23 protein-coding genes are annotated in these 21,896 nt (G+C 71.8%); 12 read left to right on the top strand and 11 right to left on the bottom strand.

The features are described 5' to 3' along the window. Positions 1 to 71: 71 nt before the first annotated feature. Together MED01_RS10940 and MED01_RS10935 are read right to left on the bottom strand one after the other, a co-directional pair. Positions 72 to 1,109, bottom strand: a complete 1,038-nt coding sequence (locus MED01_RS10940) for an SMP-30/gluconolactonase/LRE family protein (protein ID WP_238668398.1) — start codon at positions 1,107 to 1,109, stop codon at positions 72 to 74. 153 nt (positions 1,110 to 1,262) lie between these two features. Continuing rightward, positions 1,263 to 1,685: an MmcQ/YjbR family DNA-binding protein gene (locus MED01_RS10935; RefSeq protein ID WP_238668397.1), complete on the bottom strand. Its 423-nt coding sequence runs from the start codon at positions 1,683 to 1,685 to the stop codon at positions 1,263 to 1,265. Positions 1,686 to 1,838: 153 nt separating this feature from the next. On the opposite strand from MED01_RS10935, the gene MED01_RS10930 reads away from it, so the two are divergent. Next, on the top strand, positions 1,839 to 3,641 hold the full coding sequence (locus MED01_RS10930) for an acyl-CoA dehydrogenase (RefSeq protein ID WP_238668396.1): 1,803 nt from the start codon (positions 1,839 to 1,841) through the stop codon (positions 3,639 to 3,641). Between the two features lie 16 nt (positions 3,642 to 3,657). Here MED01_RS10930 and MED01_RS10925 read toward each other — a convergent pair whose 3' ends face one another. Both MED01_RS10925 and MED01_RS10920 read right to left on the bottom strand, forming a co-directional pair. Then, positions 3,658 to 3,834 (bottom strand): hypothetical protein, encoded by a 177-nt coding sequence (locus tag MED01_RS10925; RefSeq protein ID WP_238668395.1) that lies wholly within the window; start codon positions 3,832 to 3,834, stop codon positions 3,658 to 3,660. A gap of 97 nt (positions 3,835 to 3,931) precedes the next feature. After that, positions 3,932 to 4,651, bottom strand: a complete 720-nt coding sequence (locus MED01_RS10920; protein ID WP_238668394.1) for a polyamine aminopropyltransferase — start codon at positions 4,649 to 4,651, stop codon at positions 3,932 to 3,934. Positions 4,652 to 4,834: 183 nt separating this feature from the next. Here MED01_RS10920 and MED01_RS35685 point away from each other — a divergent pair, with 183 nt between their 5' ends. The 3 genes from MED01_RS35685 to eccB are packed head-to-tail and all read left to right on the top strand — an operon-like array spanning position 4,835 to position 7,740. Then, on the top strand, positions 4,835 to 4,963 hold the full coding sequence (locus MED01_RS35685) for a hypothetical protein (protein WP_266302799.1): 129 nt from the start codon (positions 4,835 to 4,837) through the stop codon (positions 4,961 to 4,963). Continuing rightward, positions 4,960 to 6,330 (top strand): IS607 family element RNA-guided endonuclease TnpB, encoded by a 1,371-nt coding sequence (gene tnpB / locus MED01_RS10915; RefSeq protein ID WP_238668393.1) that lies wholly within the window; start codon positions 4,960 to 4,962, stop codon positions 6,328 to 6,330. Before MED01_RS35685 ends, tnpB begins: the two co-directional genes overlap by 4 nt. Positions 6,331 to 6,354: 24 nt before the next feature. Continuing rightward, a complete protein-coding gene (gene eccB / locus MED01_RS10910) occupies positions 6,355 to 7,740 on the top strand; it encodes a type VII secretion protein EccB (RefSeq protein WP_238668392.1) in 1,386 nt (461 codons plus the stop codon). A gap of 49 nt (positions 7,741 to 7,789) precedes the next feature. Here the strand turns inward: eccB and MED01_RS10905 are convergent, their stop codons facing one another. Genes MED01_RS10905 through MED01_RS10890 form a run of 4 tightly spaced genes read right to left on the bottom strand, consistent with a single transcriptional unit; the run spans position 7,790 to position 11,663 of the window. Continuing rightward, positions 7,790 to 8,395, bottom strand: coding sequence for a class I SAM-dependent methyltransferase (locus MED01_RS10905; protein ID WP_238668391.1), 606 nt, complete (start codon positions 8,393 to 8,395; stop codon positions 7,790 to 7,792). 54 nt (positions 8,396 to 8,449) lie between these two features. Then, a complete protein-coding gene (locus MED01_RS10900) occupies positions 8,450 to 9,316 on the bottom strand; it encodes a carbohydrate ABC transporter permease (RefSeq protein ID WP_196927015.1) in 867 nt (288 codons plus the stop codon). Beyond that, the gene (locus MED01_RS10895; protein ID WP_238668390.1) at positions 9,316 to 10,272 is read right to left on the bottom strand and encodes a carbohydrate ABC transporter permease; all 957 of its coding nucleotides are present in this window, start codon (positions 10,270 to 10,272) and stop codon (positions 9,316 to 9,318) included. The genes MED01_RS10900 and MED01_RS10895 overlap by 1 nt, the downstream gene beginning before the upstream one ends. Continuing rightward, positions 10,269 to 11,663 (bottom strand): ABC transporter substrate-binding protein, encoded by a 1,395-nt coding sequence (locus MED01_RS10890; protein ID WP_238668389.1) that lies wholly within the window; start codon positions 11,661 to 11,663, stop codon positions 10,269 to 10,271. Before MED01_RS10890 ends, MED01_RS10895 begins: the two co-directional genes overlap by 4 nt. Positions 11,664 to 11,779: 116 nt before the next feature. On the opposite strand from MED01_RS10890, the gene MED01_RS10885 reads away from it, so the two are divergent. From MED01_RS10885 to MED01_RS10865, 5 genes are read left to right on the top strand one after another with little or no spacing between them, the layout of a single operon-like run. Next, positions 11,780 to 12,820 (top strand): zinc-dependent alcohol dehydrogenase, encoded by a 1,041-nt coding sequence (locus MED01_RS10885; protein WP_238668388.1) that lies wholly within the window; start codon positions 11,780 to 11,782, stop codon positions 12,818 to 12,820. Continuing rightward, entirely contained in the window at positions 12,817 to 13,638 is an 822-nt protein-coding gene (locus tag MED01_RS10880; RefSeq protein WP_238668387.1) for a sugar phosphate isomerase/epimerase family protein, read from the top strand. Before MED01_RS10885 ends, MED01_RS10880 begins: the two co-directional genes overlap by 4 nt. 47 nt (positions 13,639 to 13,685) lie before the next feature. Continuing rightward, complete coding sequence (locus MED01_RS10875; RefSeq protein ID WP_372493651.1) at positions 13,686 to 15,041, top strand: MGH1-like glycoside hydrolase domain-containing protein; 1,356 nt, start codon at positions 13,686 to 13,688, stop codon at positions 15,039 to 15,041. Positions 15,042 to 15,092: 51 nt separating this feature from the next. After that, positions 15,093 to 15,491, top strand: coding sequence for an NUDIX hydrolase (locus MED01_RS10870; protein ID WP_238668386.1), 399 nt, complete (start codon positions 15,093 to 15,095; stop codon positions 15,489 to 15,491). A 40-nt stretch (positions 15,492 to 15,531) separates the two neighbouring features. Beyond that, positions 15,532 to 16,047, top strand: a complete 516-nt coding sequence (locus MED01_RS10865) for a DUF2267 domain-containing protein (protein WP_238668385.1) — start codon at positions 15,532 to 15,534, stop codon at positions 16,045 to 16,047. 54 nt (positions 16,048 to 16,101) lie between these two features. On the opposite strand, the gene MED01_RS10860 is transcribed toward MED01_RS10865, so the two are convergent. Together MED01_RS10860 and MED01_RS10855 are read right to left on the bottom strand one after the other, a co-directional pair. Further along, positions 16,102 to 17,340: a hypothetical protein gene (locus MED01_RS10860; RefSeq protein WP_238668384.1), complete on the bottom strand. Its 1,239-nt coding sequence runs from the start codon at positions 17,338 to 17,340 to the stop codon at positions 16,102 to 16,104. A 26-nt stretch (positions 17,341 to 17,366) separates the two neighbouring features. Continuing rightward, positions 17,367 to 17,882, bottom strand: a complete 516-nt coding sequence (locus MED01_RS10855; RefSeq protein WP_238668383.1) for an NUDIX hydrolase — start codon at positions 17,880 to 17,882, stop codon at positions 17,367 to 17,369. Between the two features lie 51 nt (positions 17,883 to 17,933). Between MED01_RS10855 and MED01_RS10850 the strand changes: the two genes are divergently transcribed. Then, positions 17,934 to 18,425 carry a type II toxin-antitoxin system PemK/MazF family toxin gene (locus MED01_RS10850; RefSeq protein WP_124778425.1) on the top strand — a complete coding sequence of 164 codons (492 nt, stop codon included), beginning with the start codon at positions 17,934 to 17,936 and terminating at the stop codon, positions 18,423 to 18,425. An 82-nt stretch (positions 18,426 to 18,507) separates the two neighbouring features. Here the strand turns inward: MED01_RS10850 and MED01_RS10845 are convergent, their stop codons facing one another. Then, complete coding sequence (locus tag MED01_RS10845; protein WP_238668382.1) at positions 18,508 to 19,152, bottom strand: flavodoxin family protein; 645 nt, start codon at positions 19,150 to 19,152, stop codon at positions 18,508 to 18,510. A gap of 125 nt (positions 19,153 to 19,277) precedes the next feature. Between MED01_RS10845 and MED01_RS10840 the strand changes: the two genes are divergently transcribed. Together MED01_RS10840 and rox are read left to right on the top strand one after the other, a co-directional pair. After that, on the top strand, positions 19,278 to 20,288 hold the full coding sequence (locus MED01_RS10840; protein ID WP_238668381.1) for a phosphotransferase enzyme family protein: 1,011 nt from the start codon (positions 19,278 to 19,280) through the stop codon (positions 20,286 to 20,288). A gap of 175 nt (positions 20,289 to 20,463) precedes the next feature. After that, a complete protein-coding gene (rox, locus tag MED01_RS10835; RefSeq protein ID WP_238668380.1) occupies positions 20,464 to 21,894 on the top strand; it encodes a rifampin monooxygenase in 1,431 nt (476 codons plus the stop codon). Positions 21,895 to 21,896 lie beyond the last annotated feature (2 nt).

The following is a 21,896-nucleotide window of genomic DNA, read 5'->3' as shown; positions in this document are numbered from 1 at the left end:
TCTCTCCACCGGCATTTTCGTACTCAGGCCGGGGTTGCCCGGTGCGAACCGGCGGCTGCCGGACTGGGCACTCAGGGGTGGTCCCGGGCGGGTGGCCCGGCCTCGACCGGTATCCGGTAGATCTGCACGGGGTAGTCGACGGCCGAGACCCCGCCGTTGAGCCCGGCGGTCAGGTGCAGCTGGGCCGCCGGCATCCAGAGCCGCGCGTCGGCGTCGAGCCACATCGCGTCCACCCAGGCCAGCCGGGGGTCGGCGACGAGCGTCCGCACGCTGCGGTCGGGTGCGAGGACGAGGACGCGCCGCCGTTCCAGATCGCTGAGGTAGATGGTGCCGTTGGCGTCGATGGCAGTGCCACCGGTGCTGGGTGTGTCACACCAGCGTTCGACAGTCCGGGCCAGCTCGTCGGCGGACACCGACGGGTCGTCCAACCAGCGGGTGGCGATCCGGGACATTCCGCCCGAGGCCGGCTGGTAGTAGAGCCAGCGACCGTCCGGCGACACCTCCAACTGGTCCACGTGCAGGTGTACCTCGGCGCCGTCCGGGTCGCGCAGCACGCGACCGTCGGCGACCACCGGGCCGCCCGCCGTGCTCGGATGCCCGTCCAGCACCCGTCTCGACCGACCCGAGTCGAGGTCGAGCACGATGAGGCCGGCCGCCCCGGCGTCGCTGCAGTACGCCATCCGGCCGTTGAATCGGACGTCGTCGACGTAGCTGCCCGGGTGCACCGCCTCATCGAGGTGGTAGACCCGCTCCACGTTGTCGTCGTCCGGGTCGACAGCAATCAGCCGAGCACCGCCCGGCACCTGCGCGCCGCCGATCTGCGGCGAACCCGAGTCGACGATCCACAACCGGCCATCCGGGCCGACGCGCAACCCGTTGACGTGCACGAACGCCCCACTCGGCGATTGGTTGGCACTGTTCCACTCGGCGTCGGGGTAGGGGACACGACGGCCGTCCGGCAGCGCCTCCACCACCTGCACGCCGGGCCGATCCGCCGACGGGTAGCTCAGGAACACCCGCCCGCGCACTGTGGTCACGCCCGTGCACACCCGGTCTTCCTGGAACACCGGCGTCAACCGGTGATCCTCCTCGGTGGGCAGCGACGACATGGACCTGCTCCTCACCCGCCCGGCGGCGCCTCGGTTTCGGCCGGTGACCGACGGCTACTGCCATCCGGCGCGGTATCCCCGGAGCGCGCCGGCCGAAACCGCCGGCCGCAGGACACCGCCGGCGCTGATCCGGCGAGAGGGTGCCAACGGCGCTCAGCCTGTCGGCGGTGCCGGGGGGCCGATCCGGGCGGCGAGCCGCTTCGGGGCCATGACGACGTAGCTCTCGGTGAGCAACTCACCCACCTCCTCCCAGTCGGTGTTCTCGTCCAGGACCATGCCCATCACGTTCGCACTCCAGTCCGGTTTGTAGAAGGGGTGCCCGGTGGCGAGGAGCCCGGCGATCTCGTCGAGTGGCGACCGGAAGGTCAGCAGGCAGGCGGGCTGGTCGAGTGCGGCGGCCCGTGCGTGCACCGGCTGGCGATCGGGGTCGACGGTGAGCACGTGGGCGATGGTCCGCTTGCGAATCCGCCAGCGGGTGCCGACCCAGGCGGGCTCCTCGTAGGTCTCCGGCAGCCCGAGGCAGATCGGCCGCAGCCGGTCGAGGACCTCGGGCGGGACGTCTCCAGGTGCGCTCACGGGCAACGACGCTAGGCGGTCGGTGTGACAAGTTCCGCTCGTCGAAGCCGGCCCGGGCCGGTGGTGCGCGTCCTGTGGATCCGCCAGGATGGGCGGGGCGACAGTGGGCCGTCGCCCCGGCCCGACCCGCCCCCGTGCCCGCTGAGGAGTGCCGTGCCGTCCACCCTGCTCTCCCGCCGTGACCTCGACTTCCTGCTGCACGAGTGGCTGCGGGTGTCCGAGCTCGTCGAGCGGCCCCGCTACGCCGAGCACTCCCGGGAGACCTTCGACGACGCCCTCGATCTCGCCGAGCGGGTGGCCACCGAGCAGTTCGCCCCGCACAACCGTGCCGCCGACCTGGCCGAGCCCACCTTCGACGGGCAGCGGGTGCGGCTGATCCCGCAGGTCCGTGCGGCGTTGGACAGCTTCGCCGAGACGGGCCTGCTCACTGCCGGGCTGGACGCCGCTGTCGGTGGCCTGCAACTGCCGCACGCCGTCGCGGCGGCGTGCTTCACCTGGTTCCAGGCCGCAAACGTGGCCACCTCGGCGTACCCGTTCCTGACCCTGGGCAACGCCAACCTGCTGCTGGCCCACGGCAGCCCCGAGCAGGTGGACACCTACGTCCGGCCCATGCTGGACGGCCGGTTCTTCGGCACCATGTGCCTGTCCGAGCCGCACGCCGGCAGTTCGCTGGCCGACATCACCACCCGCGCCGAGCCGCAGGCGGACGGCACGTACCGGCTCTTCGGCACCAAAATGTGGATCTCCGGCGGTGACCACGAGTTGGCCGAGAACATCGTCCACCTGGTGCTGGCGCGCATCCCGGGCGCGCCGCCCGGCGTCAAGGGCATCTCGCTGTTCATCGTGCCGAAGGTGCTGGTCGGACCGGACGGGTCGCTCGGCGAGCGCAACGACGTGGCGTTGGCCGGGCTCAACCACAAGATGGGATTCCGGGGCACCACAAACACCCTGCTCAGCTTCGGTGACGGCGCGCACGCCCCGGCCGGCCGCGCCGGAGCCGTCGGTCACCTGGTCGGTGCGCCGCATCAGGGTCTGGCGCAGATGTTCCATATGATGAACGAGGCCCGGATCGGGGTCGGGGCGGGCGCCACCGCGCTGGGTTACACCGGCTACCTCAAGAGCCTGGCGTACGCGAAGGAAAGGCCGCAGGGCCGGCCGGTCGGCGCGAAGGACCCGGCCGCCGCACAGGTGCCGATCATCGACCACCCTGACGTCCGACGGATGCTGCTGGCCCAGAAGAGCTACGTGGAGGGGGCGCTGGCGCTGGTGCTCTACTGCGCGCGGTTGCTCGACGAGCAGAAGACCGCACCGGCCGAGGCCGACCGCGAGCGCGCGCACCTGCTGCTGGACGTGCTCACCCCCATCACCAAGAGTTGGCCGTCGCAGTGGTGCCTCGCCGCCAACGACCTCGCGATCCAGGTGCTCGGCGGTGCCGGCTACACCCGCGACCACGATGTGGAGCAGCACTACCGGGACAACCGGCTCAACCCGATCCACGAGGGCACCCACGGCATCCAGGCACTGGACCTGCTGGGACGCAAAATGATCATGCAGGGCGGCGCTGGTCTCGCCCTGTTGACCACGACGATCGGTGACACGGTCGAGCGGGCCCGGAAGGTCGGGGGAGAGGCGTCCGAGCTGGCGGACCGGCTGGCCGCCGCGGTGGACCGGGTCACCGCTGTCACCCGCCGACTGTGGGCCGACGGTGACCCGGTGCTCGCACTGGCCAACGCCAGCGCCTACCTGGAGGCCGTCGGGCACGTGGTGATCGCGTGGATGTGGTTGGAGCAGGTGCTGGCGCTGCCGGCGGAGGGCGCCGGCGACGCGTTCCACGCCGGCAAGCGGCAGGCCGCCCGCTACTTCTTCGCAGTCGAGTTGCCCCGCACCGGCCCGCAGTTCGACCTGCTGGCGAACATGGACCGAACCACGCTCGACATGCGCCCGGACTGGTTCTGACCGGCCCCGCCGCCGGTCACCGTCGGCGGGACTGGTGACTCATGGCCTGCCGCCCCTTGACGAAGCCCCAGACGATCACGATCACCAGCGCGATCACACCGATGATGATCAGCCAGCGGACCGCCTCGAGAACCAACCCGAGCAGGATCAGCACGCCGGCGACCACGCCGACAACCCAGAGCAGTGCACGCATGTCGACCTCCCGTAACCGGCCGCGCCTGGTGCGGCCGGCCCCGGCTTCTCGTTCCCCGTCCGGCCGACACCATGCGCGCGCGGCACACCGAAGTCGATCAGGAGCCGGTACGCGCCACGTAGACGGTGTTTGCCGACTCCCCGCCGGTCAGCGGATTGGCGAACGGCACGACATGCGCGCGTACGCTCGCGAACACCTCGGTGAGCGCGGCGGTGAACTCGGCGTCCGGCGGGTCGTCCGACCAGAGCGCGAAGACGCCCTCGGGGCGCAGCAGGGCGGCCAGGCGACGCAACCCGGCCGGCGGGTAGAACGCCGCGTGGCTCGGGTGCAGGACGTTGCGCGGGGAGTGGTCGACGTCGAGCAGCACCGCGTCGAACCGCCGGCCGGGCACCTCTGTGTCGAAGCCAATGTCACCGGCCACCGCCGCGAAGAAGTCGGCCTGCACGAAGCGGGTCCGCGGGTCCTCGGCGAGCCCTGCCGCGAACGGCAACAGCCCTCGTTGGTGCCAGTCGATCACGTCCTCGATCGCCTCCACCACGAACAGTGAGCGCACCCGGGGGTCGCCCAGCGCCGCGCAGGCGGTGTAACCCAGCCCGAGACCGCCCACCACCACGTCGAGCGATTCACCGGCCACCTCGGCGAGACCGAGCCGGGCCAGCTCGATCTCCGCGACCGGGAAGAGGCTGGACATCAGGTACTCGTCGTCGAGCTTGACCTCGTAGACCTCGACCTGGAGTGCCGGGTCCCGGCGTCGGCGCAGGCTGATCGCGCCGATCGGGGTCTCTCGCCAGGCCAGCTCTTCGAAACGCGCGCCCACGGATGCCCTCTCGCCGCCGGATTCGTCCACGGATGGTACCGGTTGCCCCGCGACGGGCGGCCACGCAGGGTCCACGGGACATTGACGCAGCGCATATCCTGTGCCCGGCCGATCCACTGGAGGGGAAGTAACTGCTGGCGTTCTGACGGTCAGGAGTGTTCAGTGGTCGTCTAGAGGGGCGGTGTGAACTTGAAGGAGTGGGCGGCGGCTACCGGCGTCTCGTACGCGACGGCGGTACGAGTCCGGGACGTTGCCTGTTCCCGCGTACCGGCTCGCCGCGCGGCCGAGGTGGTCATCGAGGATCCGACGTGAAGACGATCCAGGCTTACCGGTTCGCCCTCGACCTCACCCCAGGCCAGGAACGCGCCGTGAGGGCGCATGTGGGGGCCGCGCGAGTGGCGCACAACTGGGCGCTCGCCCGGGTCAAGGCGGTCATGGACCAGCGCGCTGCGGAGCGCTCCTATGGGGTGCCGGATGAGTTCCTGACGCCGTCACTGCCGTGGTCGCTCGCCGGGCTGCGCAAGGCGTGGAACGAAGCGAAGGCCAAAGCGGCGCCGTGGTGGGGTGAGGTGTCGAAAGAGGCGTTCAACACCGGCCTGGACGCTCTCGCCCGCGGCTTGAAGAACTGGGCTGACTCCCGTCAGGGCGGGCGGGCCGGCAGGCCGGTCGGTTTCCCCCGCTTCAAGTCCCGCCGCCGTGGCACACCGTCGGTGCGGTTCACCACCGGCGCGATCCGCGTCGAGCCCGACCGCCGGCACGTGGTGCTGCCGAGGCTGGGACGGTTGAAGCTGCACGAATCCGCCCGCAAGCTCGCCCGCCGTATCGAGGGCGGCACCGCGCGGATCATGTCCGCCACCGTGCGCCGCGACGGCGGACGGTGGCACGTCTCGTTCACCGTCGAGGTGCAGCGGACCGAACGGCAACCGGCCCGGCGCGGCTCGGTGGTGGGGGTGGATGTCGGGATCAAACATCTTGCGGTGTTGTCCACCGGCGAGCGGGTCGACAACCCGCGCCACCTCGTCGCCGCGCAGGCCCGACTGCGGGCGCTCGGTCGGGCGTCGTCGCGGAAGTCCGGCCCCGACCGGCGCACCGGCTGTCGCCCCTCGAACCGCTGGCAACGCGCCTCGGACCGACTTGGTCGCGCCCATGCGCGAGTCGCGAACCTGCGCCGCGACGGGCTGCACAAGCTCACCACGAGGCTGACACGCGAACACGGCACCATCGTTGTCGAAGACCTGAACGTCGCGGGCATGCTGCGCAACCAGCGGCTGGCCCGGCACATCGCTGACGCCGGGTTCGCCGAGATCCGCCGTCAGCTGGCATACAAAACCAGGTGGAACGGCGGCCGGTTGCTCGTGGCCGACCGCTGGTATCCGTCCTCGAAAACCTGCTCGGGTTGCGGCGCGGTAAAAGCCAAGCTCGCCCTGCACGAGCGTGAGTACGACTGTGAGGCGTGCGGTCTGGTCATCGACCGTGACCGCAACGCCGCACTCAACCTGGCCGCCCTCGCGGCCGAGCTCAACACCGCCGGGAGTGGCTCGGTGGCAGCACGCGGAGCCGACCAGAAGACCCACACACAAGGGCAGGTGGCTGTGAAACGTGAACCCGGCACGGCATCCGCCGGCAAGACCGGGACCGCCCCCACCGCAAGGCGGGGCAACCAATCACGCGCTCACTAGAGCGCACCGAAAGGTAACGGACTCATGCCGTCGCGGCAGGACCAGCTGCACTCCTACCAGTTCAGCGTCCAGCGGGCGGTCGCCGCCCTGGTCATGCGGGAGACCGACCCCGCGCAGTCGCCGTTTCGGCGGCTGGCCGGCGCCGGCCTGGCCAGCGTCCTGGTCGCGGCGATCGGGCTCGGTGGTTTCGCCCTCTACGGCCTGTTCGCCGGCGGCGGCAAGGGGTGGCGCGACCCGGGCGCGGTGATCGTGGAGAAGGAGTCCGGCGCCCGGTTCGTCTACCGCGAGCAGAAGCTGCACCCGGTGCTCAACTACGCCTCGGCGCTGCTCATCGTCGGTGCGGACCGCTCGAAGACGGTCCTGGTGTCCCGACGCACGATCGACGGAGTGCCGCGCGGGCTGCCGTTGGGCATCGCCGACGCACCCGACTCGCTGCCCGCCCCGGGCCGGCTGGCCGCCACGGCGTGGACGGTCTGCTCAACGGTCCCGGCCGGTGCGGGCGGCGAGGCGCCCCGCTCGGCGTTGCTGATCGGCACCGAGCCCGACGGCGGTCGGCAGTTGGGCGACGACGCGCTGCTCCTGCGTCACCCCGACGGTGGGCTGCACCTGGTCTGGCACCAGCGCCGCTACCTCGTCCGTGATCCCAGCCGAGTGCTGGCGGCGCTCGCCACCACCCGCGCCCAGGCGGTCCGGGTGGCGCCGGCACTGCTCAACTCGCTGCCCGCCGGCACCGACCTCGCCCCGCTCGATCTGCCCGCGCTGGGTCGGCCCGCCACCCGGGTGCCGGGTGCGGCGATCGGCACGGTCTACCTGGTGAGCAACTCCGGTGGCGGCCGGCAGTACGCGGTGGCGCTCGACGCCGGTCTGGCCGGCATCACCGAGTTGCAGGCGGGGTTGTTGCTGGCCCGCACCGGGCAGGTCGAGCCGGTGCCGATGACGTTGGGTCGGTTCGCGGCGCTGCCCACGGTGCCTGATCTCGCCCCAACCGGTCCGAACGCCCCACCACCGGCTCCGCCCCGGCTCGCGGCCGGCGACGGCGGGGCGCTCTGCACCCGCATCGGCGACGATGGCGGCGTTGGTGAGGTGCGCTGGGGCGTACCGCTGCGGGACCTGACGGCCGTGCCTCGCACCGCGACGACCGGCGGCGCGGTGCTGGCCGACCATGTGGTGGTGGAGCCAGGCCGCGGCGCTGTGGTCGAGGCCGCCGCAGCGCCCGGCGCGACCGGCGGCGCGGTCTCCGTGGTCACCGACCTGGGCCGACGCTACGTGCTGGCCGACCGCGAGGTGCTCCCGATGCTCGGCTACCGCGACGTGCGGCCGGTGCGGCTACCGGCTGGGCTGGTCAGCCTGGTGCCTGCCGGCGCCACCCTCGACCCGGCCGCCGCCCGCGCCGTCGCCGCCGGGGACTGAGGGCGACCCGGCCCTGCGGCGTGGCGGAGCAGCGCGCGGCAGACGGTGCTCAGTCGGCCGGGCGGCGCAGGACGGTGACCGCGAACGGCGCGTCGTCACGCCACGGGCGCAGGTCCCAGGTGGCGAAGCGCTGCTCCACCCGCAGGCCGGCGGCCACCGCGTCGGCGTCGAACGCGGTCAGCGGGTAACCACGCTCGGTGCCGAAGCCCACGGTGAGCACCCCGTCGGGCCGCAGGTGCATCGCGACCCGGCGCAGCACCTCCGGTTCGGTGCCGACGGCGACGAAGGCGAGTACGTTGCCGGCCAGCACCGCCGCGTCGAACGGCTCGGCCTCACCCAGCGCCGGTAGATCCAGTTCGGCGAGGTCGGCGACCAGCCACGTCGGGCCGGGATAGTCGGCGCGGGCGGCATCCACCAGCGCGGGGTCGGCGTCCACCCCGACCACCGTGTGACCCCGCTCGGCCAGCGCGGCGCCGACGCGGCCGGTGCCACTGCCGGCGTCGAGAATGCGGGAGCCGGGCGCGACGAGGGCGTCCACCAGCCGGGCCTCGCCGGCCAGGTCAGCGCCCTCGGCCGCGAGCTTCCGGAACCGGTCGATATACCACTGTGAGTGCTCGGGACCGGTGTCGGTCGCCCAGCGGGTCGGGTTGGCCATGAGGCCACCGTATCCGGGCCGGTGGCGGCCGGGCGGGCGACCCGGACGAGACGATCATCCCTTCTCCGCGCCGCTGGTCAGCCCCTCGGTGAGCAGCCGCTCGCTGGCGAAGAAGAGGATCACGATGGGCAGCGTGAGCACTACCGACCCGGCCATCAGCACGGTCTTGGGGACCTCCACCCCGTCGGCGAGCAGTGACAACCCGAGTGACACCGTCCACCTGTTCGGTTTGTCGACCAGGAACAGCAGGGCGAAGAGGAACTCGTTCCAGGCGATCATGAAGTCGTAGAGCGCGACCGCCATGATCGACGGCATCGCCAGGGGCAGGCTGACCCGGCGGATGATGCCGAGCCGGCCGGCGCCGTCGATGGCGGCGGACTCCTCCAGGCTGACCGGAATGGTCTCGAAGTAGTTCTTCAGCATGTAGACCGACACCGGCAACGTCTGCGAGATGTAGACGAGCACCAGACCGAACAGCGAGCCGCGCAGCCCGGCCCGGGTGAAGACCACGAACAACGGGATCGCGATGACGATCGACGGGAACAGGTAGACCGCCAGGAACAGGAAGTCCACCTGTCGCCGGCCGAAGAACCGCAGCCGGGCCACCGCGTACGCGCCGGGGATCGCGACCAGGAGAGTGAGCACTGTCGCCGCGACGGCGACCATTCCGCTGTTGCGGATGAAGGTCAGGAAACCCTGGCCACCGTCGTCGGTGGCCTTCAACACCTCGGCGTACGTGGCGACGGTCAGCTCACCGAAGCCGACCACCAGCGCCCCGGGGTCGAGCAGCAGCCGCTCGATGGGGCGCACCGAGAGCACCAGCATGTAGTAGAAGGGGAAGACCGTGATCACCAGGAACACGGCGATCACCAGGCGGCGCAGCCAACGCAGGCTCACCGTCTCGACCACGTCCCGGTCCATCAGCTCACCCTCCGTCCGAAGAAGCGCAGATAGATCAGCACGAACACGATGAGCACCACGGCCAGCACGACCGCCTGCGCGGCCGCGGCCCCGATGTCGGTACGGGCGGTGAGGAACTCGTACACCCGCACGCTGACCACCTCGGTGCCGGCCGCACCGCCGGTGAGCAGGTAGACGTCGTCGAACTTGTTGAACGTCATGATGAAGCGCAGCACGCCCAGCAGGGCGATCACCGGCAGCAGTTGCGGCAGCAGGATGTGTCGGAACCGCTGGGTGGGGGTGGCGCCGTCGACCCGGGCGGCCTCCTCCAACTCGCCGGGCACCGCCTGGAGCCGGGCCAGCAGGAACAGGAACGCGAACGGGAAGTACCGCCACGCCTCGAAGGCGATCACCGTGGCCAACGCTGTCGACTCCTGGGTGAGGAACGGCACCGGGGCGTCCCAGCCGAGCAGGCGTTGACCCCACGCGTTGACGATGCCGAGCTGTGGGTCGAGCATCACCTGCCAGACGAACGTCACGGCGACCACCGGCGCCACGTACGGCAGCAGCATGGACGCCCGGACCAGGGTGCGACCACGGAACGGCCGGCGGACGACCAGTGCGGCCACCAGGCCGAGCACTATCGACCCGACGGTGCCGCCGATGCTGTAGATCAGCGTGACCCACAGCGTCTCGGCGAAGCCGGGGGTGTGCAGCACCCGGTCGATGTTGTCCATCGTGAACTCGCCGAACAGACCGGTCTTGCGCAGAGTGGCCAGCCGGACCCGCTGGAAGGCGAGCACCACCGTCCAGACGATCGGAATGCCGATGACAGCGATGGTGACGAGCAGTGTCGGTGCGACCAGCGCGAGCCCGGCCCGGGATTCGCGGCGGCGCAGGGTCAACTGTCGGCGCCGGGGTGGCGCCGACCGCTCCCTGGTGGGGGAGCGGCCGGGGCCGGGCGCGGTGGTGGTCAATTGACGCCGGCCTTGATGGCGTCCACGTCCTTCGTGGCGCGGTTGGCGGTGGCCGCCGCGTCGGACTTGCCGGAGACGAGGTCGCCCAGGGCCTTGGGCACCGGCAACTCGCCGAGCATGGCGCCGACGAGTTTGCCCTGCCCCTGGCTGAGCCCCCAGCGCCCGAAGGTGTCCGGGCTGCGGCGCAGCGTGGCCAGCACCTCGTCGCCGTACACGTCGGTGAGGGGCTTCTTCGCGTCCACGCCCGCCTGGCTGGTGTTCCAGGCGGTCAGGTACGCCTCCGGCTCGGCCGGGGTGCCCTTGCGCACCGGGAAGCGGCCCTCGGGGGACATGCCGAACCAGCGCGGGTAGCCGTCACTGAGCATGTACTCCACGAAGGACTTCGCCGGATCGGTCACCGCGCCGTCGAGAACCGCCCACGAGCTGATCTCGCCGTACTGGGCCGGTTCGGTGCCGTTCGGCCCCTTGATCGCGGTGACGAACCCGCTGTTCTTCGCGAGGAAGGCCGGGTCCGCCTGGCACTGGGGGCAGGTCGGCTTGGCGTCGTTGCGCAGCCCGGCCAGCTCGTCGAGGATGAACGGTGACCAGATCACCATGGCGGCCTTGCCCGCGAAGTAGGTGGCCCGGGTGGTGTCCACGTCCTGCGCGCCCTTCACCGAGCTGGTGCGGATCAGGTCACCGTAGAAGCGGAACGCCTCGACGCACTGGGGCGAATCCAGTGTCACCTTCCCCGAGTCGTCGGTGAGCTGGCAGCCGTTGGCCAACGCCAGGTGCTCGAAGGTCTGCTGGGTGAACACGTCACTGGGGGCGGTCGCCGCGGTGATGCCGGCGACGCCGCCGGTGTTCAGTCGGGCCGCGGCGGCGGTGATCCGCTCGTACGTGTCGGGGGCGGGCAGGCCGGCCGCGGCGAACAGGTCCTTGCGGTAGACGAGCAGTTGCCCCCAACCGTCGCTGGGCACGGAGAGCTGTTTGCCGTCGTCGGAGGTGAGCTCCAGCGCTCGGGGGGAGAACGTCTGCTTGCCCAGCTTGTCGACGACCTCCGCGTTCGCCGAGGTGTGCAGCAGCTCGTTGCCGGCGAGCGTACGGATGCCGGCGAGGGAGACCGACCCGACCACGTCGGGCAGGTCGCCGGCGGCGGCGTTTGCGGCGATCAAGGAGGGGAACTGGTCCTCGTTGACGGTCACGAGATCGACCTGGATCCCGGTCTTGGCGGTGAAGTCGGCGATGATCGCCTTGGTGGCGGTGACCCGGTCGGCCACGTCCTCCAGGCTCCAGACGGTGATCTTCTTGCTGTTGCTGTCGGGTTCGTCGTCGCCGCAGGCCAGCAGGGTGGACGCGGTCAGTGCCAGGATCACTGTGGTGGCGAGTATCCGCCTCGGAGGTGCTGACATCGGTGGCACTCCTCTCGAAGGGTACATGCCGGATTCAACACCTTCGATTGATCAATAACAAGACATATCGCGATTTTGTGTCTATCCTGGAGCCCAGTGCTACCGGGATGTGACACATGGGCAACTGGGTGGTCTCTCTCGCCGGGCCTCGACGCATCAGCCTCGAGCCCTGCCCGCCGGATCCGCTCGGCCCCGGCCAGGTCCGAGTCCGCACCTGCTACTCGGGCATCTCCGCCGGCACCGAGCTGACCCTCTACCGGGGCAGCAATCCCCGGCTCAGCAAAGACTGGGACGACGCCGCCCGGATGTTCGTCCCCCGACAGAGCCCGGTTCCCTACCCGTTGATCGGCTTCGGCTACGAAGAGGTCGGCGAGGTCGTCGAGGTCGCGCCGGACGTCACCGACCGACACCCGGGGCAGCTCGTCTGGGGCATCTGGGGGCACCGGGCCGAGGCCGTGCTCGCCGCCGACGCGGTCCGTGCGCTCCCCGCCGGGCTGGATCCGCTCGCCGCTGTCTTCGCCCGCCCCGGCGCCATCGCGCTGACCGCCGTGCTCGCCGGTGACCTGCACCTCGGTGACTGGGTCGGCGTCTTCGGCCAGGGCGTCATCGGGCTGCTCGCCACCCGGCTCGCCGTGCTCTCCGGGGCCCGGGTGGTGGCCGTCGACCCGGTTCCCGACCGGCTGGAGCACGCCGCCAGATACGGCGCACAATCCACTGTGGACGCCACCGTCACCTCCGCCGCCGCCGTGTTGCGCCAGGCCACCGCCGGCCGGGGAGCCGACGTCTGCCTGGAGTTGTCCGGCGCGTACCCGGCGCTGCACGAGGCGATCCGCTCCACCGCCCACGCCGGCCGGGTCGTGGCCGCCGGCTTCTACCAGGGCCAGGCCGACGCGCTCGGCCTCGGCGAGGAGTTCCACCACAACCGCATCCAGTTGGTGGCCGCCCAGGTCTCCGGGCCCACCCCCGCGCCGAGCATGGCCGGCCGGTGGACCGGAGACCGGGTCGCGCAGACCTTCATGGACCTGGTGGCCGACCGCAGCGTCGACCCGCTGCCGCTGGTCAGCCACATCGTCGACGCCAGCGCGGTCGCCGACGCCCTCGCGCTGCTCGACCGCGGCGCCGGTGACGTCCTCCAAGTCGTGCTGAGGTTCTCATGACCACCATCGCGCTGGCCTGCCAGGAACAACTCCTGCCGGGCACCAACCTGATCCAGAAGTACGCCCTCGCGGCCGCCCTCGGCTACCAGGGCATCGAACTACGCGGCCGTGGCGACCTGGCGTTCGCCCGCCGGCTGCCCGAGCTGCGCCGGGCCCGCGCCGCCGGGGTGGTGATGCCCACCGTCTGCGTCGAGATGGACCATTTCATCGGCGACTTCGACAGCGCGCGGTCCGCCGACGCCGTCCACAACCTGCGCTCCCAACTCTCGGTGATCGCCGAGCTGGGTGGCGTCGGGGTGATGACCCCGGCCGCCTGGGGGATGTTCTCCCGACGACTCCCGCCGTTCGAGCCACCCCGCCCGCCGGACGGCGACCGGCAGGTGCTCCTCGACGCCCTCGGCGAGCTGGGCGAACACGCCCGGGCCGAGGGCGTCACCCTCTTCCTGGAACCCCTCAACCGGTACGAGGACCACATGGTCAACCGTCTCGACGAGGCGGTGGCGCTCTGCGCCGCGCTCGGGCTGCCGTCGGTCCGGGTGGTCGCCGACACCTTCCACATGAACATCGAGGAGGACGACGTGCACCGCGCGCTGCGCGCCGCCGCGCCGTACCTCGGGCACGTCCAGGTCAGCGACTCCAACCGGTACCAGCCCGGCGCCGGGCACCTGGACTGGACGGCGCTGGTGCGTACCCTGCTGGAGCTGGACTACCGGGGGTGGCTGTCCCTGGAGTGCCGGCTGCGCGGCGACCCGGTCCGCGCCCTGCAACAGGCGGCCACGGTGCTGCGACACGCGCTGCCTCGGCGGGCCGCCGCGTGAGCGCCGACGCCGGGCCGACAAGCGTCGACGCGACCGCCGGTGTCGGCCTGCCCGCCGACGCCGGGCCGACGCGCACCGACACCGCCGGTAAGGGTGGCCCGGCCGACGCGGGCGGGCTGCGTCGGCTCGCGATCGACACGCTCGACGCCAACTGGGAGCACGACCACACGGTGCCCTCACGCACGCTCTACCCGCACCAGTGGAGCTGGGACTCCGCGTTCATCGCGATCGGGTTGGCCCAGGTCCGCCCCGACCGTGCCTGGCGGGAGCTGGCAAGCCTGTTCGGGGCGCAGTGGGCCGACGGACGGGTGCCGCACATCGTGTTCAACCCGGCGTTGCGGGTCGGCGCGTACTTCCCGGGGCCGGAGATGTGGCGATCGGCCGACGTGCCGGGAGCGCCGACGGTGGCCACCTCCGGCCTGGTCCAGCCGCCGGTGCACGCGCTCGCCGCGTTGTTGGCGTACCGGCGGACGCCCGACCCGACCGCCCTGGCCGCGCTGCGCGTGCTCTACCCCGCGTTGGTCGCCCAACAGCGCTACCTGGCCGACCGGCGGGACGTGGCCGGTGACGGACTGGTCTGCATCGTGCACCCGTGGGAGTCGGGGTTGGACAACAGCCCGGCGTGGGACGAGCCGATGGCCGCGGTGCCGGCCGAGGCGGCAGTGATGCGGGCGTACCGTCGGCACGACACCACGCACGCCGACGCCGCGCACCGCCCCACGGACCTGGACTACGCGCGCTACCTGGCGATCGTCGCCGCCTACCGCGACCACTATTACTCCGACCGGGACCTGGCCGGCGGGCACCCGTTCCTGGTGGAGTGCCCGCTGTTCAACGCGGCGTTCGGGGCCGCCGAACACGCCCTCGCCGAGATCGCCGCGCTCGTCGGTGGGGACCCCGGACCGCACCGGGTCCGCGCGGCCCGCATCACCGAAGCACTGGTACGCCGGCTGTACGACCCTGACACCGGCACGTTCCAGCCCCGTGACCTGCGCACCGACCGGCTGGTGAGCGCCCGTACCGTGCTCGGGCTGACCCCGCTGATCCTGCCCGACCTGCCGACCCGGAATGTCGACGCGCTGGTCGTCGAGGCCCGGTCGGCGCGCTTCGGGGTGGCCCGTCGGATGGACCGGCCGCTGCCCACCTACGACCGCACCGCACCCGACTTCGAGCCGCTTCGTTACTGGCGTGGGCCGAGCTGGCTGAACATCGGCTGGCTGGTCCGGCGTGGGCTGCTCGGCCACGGGCACCCGGAGTTGGCCGCCGGGCTGCGCCGCTCGATGATCGGTCTGGTCGCCGGGGCCGGCTGCCACGAGTACTTCCACCCGGACACCGGCGCCGGGCTGGGCTCACCGGCGTTCAGCTGGACCGCCGCGCTGCTGCTCGACCTGCTCGCCGACTGAGCGCGCCGCTGGGTGGTAGCGTCCCCGATCCCGGCGGCCGTAAGGAGCATTGTGCGCGAGATCGACAAGGTGGCCTGGATCCTCGTCGAGGACGGTCGGGTGCTGAGCACCCGGTCGGTGGGCAAGGACGTCTGGTACCTGCCGGGCGGAAAGCGCGAGCCGGGCGAAACCGACCTGGAGACCCTGCGTCGGGAGATCGACGAGGAGTTGAGCGTCGAGGTCGACGTGCCAGGTGCCGTGCACCTGGGCACCTTCACCGCACAGGCGCACGGCCACACGACCGGCATCACAGTGCGGATGACCTGCTACCGGGCCGACTATCGGGGACAACTGCGACCGGCCAGCGAGATCGCCGAGATGGCCTGGCTCGGGTACGCGGACCGACACCGCACCTCGCCGGTCGACCAGATCATCTTCGACCACCTGCTGGCGGAAGGGCTGCTGACCTAGCAGCAGTTTGTCGCGGCCGGCCAGGGGTAACCGGCCGAGCGTGACCGACGGCGACGGGTTCCCGTACTTCATCGACGCGGTGTCCCAACGGTCCGGCCTGCCGGCCGAGGAGGCCGGCGTGCTCGCCCGCGCCGTGCTCCAGACGTTGGCCGAGCGGGTTACCGGCGACGCGCCCGGGGACCTCGTCGGGCACCTTCCGAACGAGGTCGACGGCTACCTGAGCGGCCCGGCCCCCGATGCGGCCGGGGCCTCCGGTCCGGCCCCGGATCCGGCCGGTACGGCCCTTCCGGCCACGGATCCGGCAGGGGTCCTCGGCCCGGATGCTGGGGCCGATGGGTTGACCAGCGGGGTGGGCCTGGGGGTCGGCGGTGCCGGCGCGACCCCGATGGAGGCCGGCCCGACGGAGTTCCTTCGTCGGGTGGAACAGCGTGCCGGGGTGGACCCGGCCACCGCCCGGGCCGGGACCGGTGCCGTCTTCGCGACGTTGCGCACGGCGATGACGGTGCGGGAGTTTCGGGAGATGGTGGCGCGACTGCCGCGCGATGGCGGCTTCTAAGCTGACCTGGTGTCTGCCGGAGCACCCCGGCCGCCGGCTGGTCCGCGAGTCAACTCATGCCGCGGGCACCTCCTCGGGCTCGGCGACCCAGGCGGAGAAGACCGGCACCCCGTGCCACGGGCCGGTGACGCCGTCGGCCCGGCTGTCGGTGGCGACGGCCACCACCGCGTACGGGTTGCCGAAGCGCAGCTCGGCGGTGCGGGCCACACCCTCCGGCGGCATGCTGGTAATTCCGGCCATGCCGGTCACCGCCGCCGCCTCGAAGCCGTACCTGTCGAACCGGGCCACCGCCGTCTGCCGTGCCGTGAAGTCGTCTATCCGTAGCGCCAGCGCCGCCGCGAGCGTGGTGGCCGCAGCGGGGAAGCCGAGCGCCGAAGCGGTCAGGTCATGGTCGTTCCGAGCGGACCAGCAGGGGAGGACGGCGTTGTGCCGTTCTTCGCGGCCGTCACGGTCCCAGGTGTGTACCCGCTCCTCGGTCAGCGTCCAGAGCGGAGTCTCGCCGAGCGGCAGGTCGAACAGCGAGCGGCTGCCCGCTGGTTGCGCGCCGTCGGCCGCGTCGGCACTCAGGTCGTACGCGATGGCCAGCACCTCGGCCGGTGGCACCTGCGGCGCGGCGGCCACCGAGAGGACCACCAGCCCCGCGCCGTCGGTCGTCCGGGCCGGTGCGGCGTGCACGATCACGTCACCGGCTTGCGCGGTGGACACGATGGCGCAGCGGTGGCCCTGGCTCGGGCTGCGCAGCGCCCGCCGTAGTTGGCCGGCCCACGGGCTGCCGGCGCCGAGCGCGCGTGCATCGGCGACGTCGAACGGGGTCGCCCAGGACACCCGGGTCGCCAACGCGCTGGCCAGGATGAACACCACCTCCGATTCGACCTTCAGGGGAAACGTCTCGATCAGGCCGAGGGTGTGCTCGCGCGCCCAGGCGTTCAACCCGGCCTGATCGGGCAGTGCGCCGACCTCGGTCGCGCGGGGCAGCGCGGCCCGCCATGCCGCCGATCCGTCGTCGCCCTGCCCCGCTGTGTGCCAGAGCGCGGTGGCGGACCCGACCAGCGGGTGCGGCGCGTCCAACAGTGTTCGGGCCACCTCGGCCGCGCTCGGCAGGTCGGTGCCCAGCGCCTGCGCCAGCTTCACGGCGGCTCCGTCCGCTACGGCCGGATCAGGGTCGGCCGTCGTGGCGGTGACCGCGAGCAGCAGCCAGGCGCCGAGCGGGGAGGCGACGTGGTGCCCGTCGCCGACCGTCGCGTGAAGTCGCGCGGCGTACGCGGACAACGGGCCGTGCAGATCGCTCCTCATGCCCACACTCTGCCCGCCGACCCGGCTCACGACCACAGTTCGAACGGCTCGTCGATCCGCGTGCCGGCGAGAAAGGGGGTGATCAGCCGGGGGAGCTGCCCGGGATAGAAGCGTTCCCGGCTGGCCACCACCTCGGGCAACGGCCACCAGCGGAAGCCGAAGTAGTCCTCCCGCTCGTAGTCGAGCCGGTGCGTCTCGTCCACGTCGGGGCCGGGGCCGGCCAGCCGTACGGCGACGACAACCTCGTCCTGGACGTGCCGCACCTGGCGGTGCAGAAAGCTGGCCCGCCGCCGCCAGTTCGGCGCACCGACTTGGTCGGCGGTGATCACGATGCCGGTCTCTTCCCGCAGCTCCCGCACCGCCGTGTCGCGGTAGGTCTCACCGGGATCCATGCCACCGCCCGGCAGCTCCCACCAGGTGCCCAGCCGGGGGTGGTCCGGGTCCCGGGTGTGGAACAGCAACACCCGGTCGGTGCCGTCGATGACCACGACCCGCACCGCGCGTCGCTCCAGGATCGGCAGGTCACGGGGCAGCTCGTCCATCGGGCCAGTCTGTCGCACCCGCCCGCCGCGGCGGCGGGTAGGCTGCCCGCCGTGGCTGGTCTGTTGAGGAATGTCGCGGCGCGTATCTCCCGGGTCGGTGCGGTGATCCCGTCGCCCCGGCGTACCGGGCCGGCGCCCGCGCAGGTGGCCCGCCGCCGTCAGGTGAGCGCGTTGCAGCGTCGGGAGCTGACCTACGCTCCGGAGCGGGACGGTCAGGCCGACCCGGGTGAGATCGTCTGGACGTGGGTGCCGTACGAGGACGACCCCCGCCAGGGCAAGGATCGGCCGGTGCTGGTCGTCGGGCGGCACAGCCGGACCCTGTTCGGGCTGATGCTGTCCAGCCAGAGCGATCGGGACGGGCAGCGGCACTGGTTCGCGCTCGGGCCGGGGGAGTGGGACCGGGACAACCGGCCGAGCTGGGTCCGGCTGGACCGGGTGCTCACCATGCGCGAGGACAGCATCCGCCGGGAGGGCGCCGTGTTGGACCGGCCCCGGTTCGACCGGGTCGGGCAGGCGTTGCGCGCCGGCTACGGCTGGCGCTGACCGCGCCGGGTGCGGCTGGCGCGGATCGGTAGCGGACCGCGCGCAGGGCTGCCCCAGCGGTGGGGCACCTTGCGGGTGAGGTCTATTCGCGGCTCGGGCCGACCCCGGCACCCTTCGCGTCCGGCGGCGGGTAGGGCTGGTCGGCGAGGAGTCGGGCCAGGTGTGCGGTGTTGAGCGCCAAAGCCTTCGTGGTGCGGCCGGTGGTGTCGGGCTTGGGGCCGGCGTCACGGTAGTCCACTGTGTGCAGCGCCTCGCCGACCCAGTAGGTCGCGGCGGCGGCGGCGATGGTGAACCCGACTTCGTTGAGTGCCTGCTGCACCTCGCCGATGGTGTGGTGGGCGCCGTCCTCGTTGCCGACCACGGCGACGCCGGCCACCTTGCCGTAGGTGCGGAGCCTGCCCTCGGCGTCGGTCTCGGACAGCTCGGCGTCGAGGCGTTCGAGGACCATCTTGCAGACGCTGGAGGGCTGACCGAGCCAGATCGGCGTGGCGATGATCAGCACCTGGGCTGCCATCAACTTGGCGCGGATCGCCGGCCAACCGTCGCCGTCGCCCTCGTCCGTGGACACCCCGAAACGCACATCGTGATCGACGACCCGGATCATTTCGCCCTCCACGCCCTGCGCGGCCAACTCGGCGAGCACTTCCCTACCGAGCTGCTCGGCGCTCGACGGCCCAGGCGACGGCTTGAGGGTGCAGTTGAGTACGAGGGCGCGGATGGTCGCCACGTCGGGTCCTCTCGGCGGTCGTGATTCGAGTACTGGGTTCCCATACCCGAATAGGACGTCTCAGAACACCCCGGCGACCGACAAAACCGCTGGGTCGGTGGCCGGAGCGCTGGCATGGTGTCCGCATGGTGCAGGACGTCACACGGCAGGTGGCCGAACAGGTACGGACGGGCTTCAGCCTGCAACTGTCCGCAATGGAGCTTGTCACCTCCGGTGCGGACCAGCACGCCCGACTGTGGCTCGCTCAGGCCGCCGACGGCTCGCGGTACGCGGTCAAGCTGAGCGGTGGCGGCACCCCGGCCGGTCTGGTCGTGTCGGCGTACCTGGCCGGACAGGGCGTGCCGGGCATCGCCGCGCCGCTGCGGTCCGTCGACGGACGGCTCTCGATCGACCACGACGGCCGCCGCCTGTCGGTGGTGCCGTGGGTCTCCGACCAGCGGGCACTCGACGGCCCGATGACCGGCGCGCACTGGCGGGCGTACGGCGAGGTGCTGGCCGCCGTGCACGCGGTGCCGGTGACCGAGGAGCTCGGCCGGTTGCTGCCGGCGGGCGGGGCGGCGTACCCCACGATCGTGACCGCGACCCGGGCGGTGGCCGAGTGTCTGCGCGACCCGGACCCGGCCGACCTCGCGGATCCGCTGGTCACGGAGCTGGCGGGGGTGTGGTCAGCGGTGGCGGACCGGCTGCGGTTCCTGACCCGCGAGGTCGAGCGCCGCGCGGCCGAGCAGCGCGACCGGCCCGGCTCGCACGTCGTCTGCCACGGTGACCCGCACCTGGGCAACCTGCTGCTCGGCGCGGACGGACAGGTCTGGCTGATCGACTGGGACGACGCGGTGCTCGCCCCGCCCGAGTGCGACCTCATGTTCGTGCGCGGCGGGGTGCTCGCCTTCGCGCCGATCACTCCCGACCAGCAGCGGGCCGTGCTCGACGGCTACGGCACGGCCGAGGTCGACAGGGCGCGCCTGGCCTGGTTCCTCGCGGTCCGCGCGCTCGACGACCTCAGCGACTGGACCCGGCAGGCGTTGGACCTCGACGCCGAGGCGGCCGACCGGGACCGGGCGGCGCGGATCGTGCGCGGGCTGGTGTCACAGGTGGGTCTGGTCACTCTGGCCCACGCGGCGTTGCGCGAGGCGTGACCGGCGGTTCTGAGCGGCGAGCGGCTCGTCTGCACCTGACAAAAAAGTAAGGCAAAGAGCGAACCCGCTCCCTGCCACTTCCAACATATATCGCACCCGGGGCCTTGCGGCAAGACCCGGGTGGTGCAGCAGAATCTCCAGCCGACGCCCAAATCTGGGAAAATCGGGGGATTCCATGATCGATGTGATCATTGCTGGCGGTGGGCCGACCGGCTTGATGCTGGCCAGCGAGTTGCGGCTGCACGGGCTGCACGCGCTCGTGCTCGAAAAGGAGACCGAGCCGACCAGCTACGTCCGCGCGCTCGGCCTGCACGCACGCAGCATCGAGGTGCTGGACCAGCGAGGTCTGCTGGAGCGGTTCCTCGCCCTCGGACAGCAGCACCCGGTCGGGGGCTTCTTCGCCGCGATTCCCAAGCCGTCGCCGGGCGGGCTGGACACCGCGCACGCGTACGTCCTCGGCATTCCGCAGACCACCACCGACCGTCTCCTGAGCGAGCACGCCGACGAGGTCGGCGTCGAGATCCGGCGCGGCAGCGAACTCGTCGGGCTGAGCCAGGACGACGACAACGGGGTGACAGTGCGGCTGGCCGATGGGACACAGTTGCGTTCGCGCTACCTCGTCGGCTGCGACGGCGGTCGCAGCACCGTACGCGGGCTGCTCGGTGTCGGCTTTCCCGGCGAGCCCAGCAGCGTCGAGACGTTGCTGGGCGAGATGGAGGTGGGCGTGCCGCCGGAGACGGTGGCCGACGTGGTGGCCGAGGTCCGCAGGACCCATCTCCGATTCGGTCTCGGGCCGCTCGGGGGCGGGGTGTACCGCGTCGTCGTCCCGGCCGAGGGGGTGGTCGAGGACCGCACGGTCCCGCCGACCATCGACGACTTCAAACACCAACTGCGGGTGTACGCGGGCACCGACTTCGGTGTGCACTCACCGCGCTGGCTCTCCCGCTTCGGTGACGCCACCCGACTGGCCGAGCGTTACCGGGTCGGCCGGGTGCTGCTGGCCGGCGACGCGGCGCACATCCACCCGCCGACCGGCGGGCAGGGGCTCAACCTCGGCATCCAGGACGCCTTCAACCTCGGCTGGAAACTGGCCGCCGAGCTCAACGGCTGGGCGCCGGAGGGGCTGCTGGACAGCTACCACAGCGAACGGCATCCGGTGGCCGCAGACGTGCTGAACAACACCCGGGCGCAGATGCTGCTGCTCTCACCCGAGCCGGGGCCGCGGTCGGTGCGCCAACTGTTGTCCGAGCTGTTGGACTTCGAGGACGTCAACAGGTACCTGATCGAGAAGATCACCGCGATCGGGGTCCGCTACGACTTCGGCGCGGGCCACGACCTGCTCGGGCGCCACCTGCGTGACGTACGGCTGGCGCGGGGGCGCCTCTACGAGCTGATGCACGGCGGCCGCGGCCTGCTGCTCGATCAGACCGGCCAGCTCTCGGTCGCCGGCTGGGCGGAGCGGGTCGACCACGTCGTCGACGTCAGTGAGGAGTTGGAGGTGCCCGCCGTGCTGCTACGGCCCGACGGTCACGTGGCGTGGGTGGGCGACGATCAGAGCGACCTGCTCAGCCAGCTGCCCAGGTGGTTCGGCGCGCCGGTCAGCTGAAA

Origin of the sequence: Micromonospora alfalfae (assembly GCF_022230925.1) — a bacterium.
GTDB lineage: Bacteria > Actinomycetota > Actinomycetes > Mycobacteriales > Micromonosporaceae > Micromonospora > Micromonospora alfalfae.
This window is presented reverse-complemented; position numbering and strand designations above follow the sequence as displayed.